We start from the raw sequence: 2,350 nt of genomic DNA, 5'->3' as shown, positions 1-2,350 counted from the left end.
ATATTTGACTGGTAAATGTGTATGAAAATGACCAATAATATATTGAGAACGAGAAAGTGGTAGGATTGATAAATTATTATCTCTAAATATTTTTGGCAAGTTAACAATATGGTCAAATTTTGCCATAAGTCTACTTTCTCGTTCCTGATTAATTTGAGATGCTTCTATTTTGAAACAGCCGTTTTTATTTACCTCCTCTAATATTTGATATCTCTCAAATAGCTTTTCCCATGCTTCATCATTTTTAGTCATAGTTAATCTTGCTTATACGGAAAAATTCAAGACTATAATTTCATAGACTCTTCCTCTTTTGAATCCTTTTTGATAATGAATTGATAATTATTGCCAATTTCACTATAACAAGCTATTATTCCTTTGTTGGTCAATCAGGAAAGATGAGGCAATGTCACTAGCAATTGTAACTGGAGGAGCAACTGGAATTGGTGCTGCAACAGTCCGGAAGTTTGCTTCTGAGGGTTTCAATGTAGCATTTCTTGATATAAATATTAGAGATGGAAAAAAGTTGGAATCAGAATCTTATTCAGGTTCTATTCTTTTCCTTGAGACTGATGTTAGCTCTAAGTTAGCTGTTGAACAGTCCGTTAATTCGGCAGTCGAAATGTTTGGTCAACCAGTAGTGCTTTTTGCTAATGCAGGGGTGTTTCGACCAACCAGTATTTTTGAGCTTTCGGAGGATGATGTGAATTTTATGATTGATATTAACATCAAGGGTATTCTTTATTCTGTTGCTGCTGTTGCTGGTTATATGAGAGATGCTAAAAAGGGAGCTATTGTTCTTATGTCTTCTGAGCAGGCATTTGTTGGAAAAAATGGCTGCCTAGTTTATGGGGCAACAAAAGGAGCTATTGCACAAATGACCAAGGGTCTTTCTGTTGAGCTAAGTCCATACGGCGTTCGGGTTAATGCAGTGTGTCCAGGAACTGTGAGAACGCCTCTTACTGAGAGAGTGTTTCAGCAAGTTGCTGAAAATAATTTTAATGGTGATTTGGAAGCGGCATGGAAAGCTGAGTCAATGGCTTATCCTATTGGTAGGGTAGCTGAAGCAAATGAAATTGCAGAAGTAGTCTTTTTCCTAAGTCAGGAGAATTCTTCTTTTATGACTGGTGCTCTTGTTCCTGTTGATGGTGGTTTGACCTCACAAGCTCCTTTAATATCTTGAATAATATATAACTATTCCCATTTGCTATCTTTTATATTGATTTTTCTTTCTATAGCCTGAGCGATCGCCTCGAAACAACAATACTATTCTTAGTTGAATAAAAAATCATGTATATAGGCGAGTAGACCAATTTAACCTTTATTATATCACAAGAATTTTGAGGATGCAACCAAAAAATCCTTTGACGCGCGATTTTTTTCGGAGCTTCATAAAATGAAAAAGTTGGTAATTTTCCACTGAGGAGGGATGGAAGGAAAGATTTAATCGCGGAAAAACCAGTATTTGCAGGTCTTCACAAGATGAAAATATTCCTGATATTGCTCCTTGGGAAAATTCCGGAAGATTTGGGTTGAATAAAAAATCATGCATATGGGCGAGTAGCACCATTTAACCTTTATGATATCACAAGAATTTTGAGGATGCAACCGAAAATCCTTTGACCCGCGATTTTTTTCAGGAGCTTCAGGAAATGAAAAGAATGGTGANGAATGGTGATTTCCTCTGAGGGGGATGGAAGGAAAGATTCAATGAGGGAAAACCATTATTTATGGGTGCTTCACAAGATGAAAATATTTCTGGTATTGCTCCTGTGGAAAATTCCTGAATATTGGAGTATTTTTCAACCTCTCTTTAATCTTTGATATCTGTGAAATAACTTTTCCCATGCGACATCATTTTTAGTCATACCTCTATCTTTGTTTATACTGAAAAATTTAACACTAAAATTTCATCAACTTTTCCTCTTTTCAATGCTTTGGAGTTAATACTTCTTGCTGCCCTTACTGTTTTGATTTTATCCTGATAATCTTGATATAAATCCATGATAAAATCTGTTCGAGAATTACTTAAAATCACTCGGCAACCTTTTGCTGTTAATTTATCAAAAACTTGTTTCAATCTTTTCTGTTCATCCCTGTTAAAACCATTGACATCATATCCTGTGAAAGAGGCAGTATCAGAAACAGGATCGTAGGGAGGATCGAAATAAATAAAATCACCTTTTTTCGCATCTTTAACTGCTTTAGCAAAATCCACATTTAATATCTTTACTTGAGGTTTATTTAAATATTTACTCACAGCCGTTAAAACAGCTTCATCTAAAATATTAGGTTTTTTATATCTGCCAAAAGGAACATTAAACTGTCCCTGAGAATTTACTCTAAATAAACC

2 protein-coding genes and 1 pseudogene are annotated in these 2,350 nt (G+C 35.0%); 1 reads left to right on the top strand and 2 read right to left on the bottom strand.

The genetic code is table 11. From position 1 onward, the window contains the following. Positions 1–252, bottom strand: a pseudogene (locus AFK68_RS01465) (translation elongation factor); the annotation flags it as partial. 151 nt (positions 253–403) lie between these two features. On the opposite strand from AFK68_RS01465, the gene AFK68_RS01460 reads away from it, so the two are divergent. After that, positions 404–1,180: an SDR family NAD(P)-dependent oxidoreductase gene (locus AFK68_RS01460; RefSeq protein WP_094671067.1), complete on the top strand. Its 777-nt coding sequence runs from the start codon at positions 404–406 to the stop codon at positions 1,178–1,180. Between the two features lie 699 nt (positions 1,181–1,879). Here AFK68_RS01460 and AFK68_RS01455 read toward each other — a convergent pair. Then, positions 1,880–2,350 (bottom strand): Dam family site-specific DNA-(adenine-N6)-methyltransferase (locus AFK68_RS01455; protein ID WP_094671065.1); only part of this gene is annotated, 471 nt, incomplete at its 5' end.

Source organism: Hydrocoleum sp. CS-953 (genome assembly GCF_002260545.1).
Taxonomy (GTDB): domain Bacteria; phylum Cyanobacteriota; class Cyanobacteriia; order Cyanobacteriales; family Microcoleaceae; genus Trichodesmium.
The sequence above is the reverse complement of the archived record's forward strand: the minus strand, read 5'-3'. Positions and strand labels throughout refer to the sequence as shown.

Excerpts from the sequence above, each read along its gene's own strand:
- AFK68_RS01460 (WP_094671067.1), top strand. The coding sequence starts at position 404 with ATGTCACTAGCAATTGTAACTGGAGGAGCAACTGGAATTGGTGCTGCA.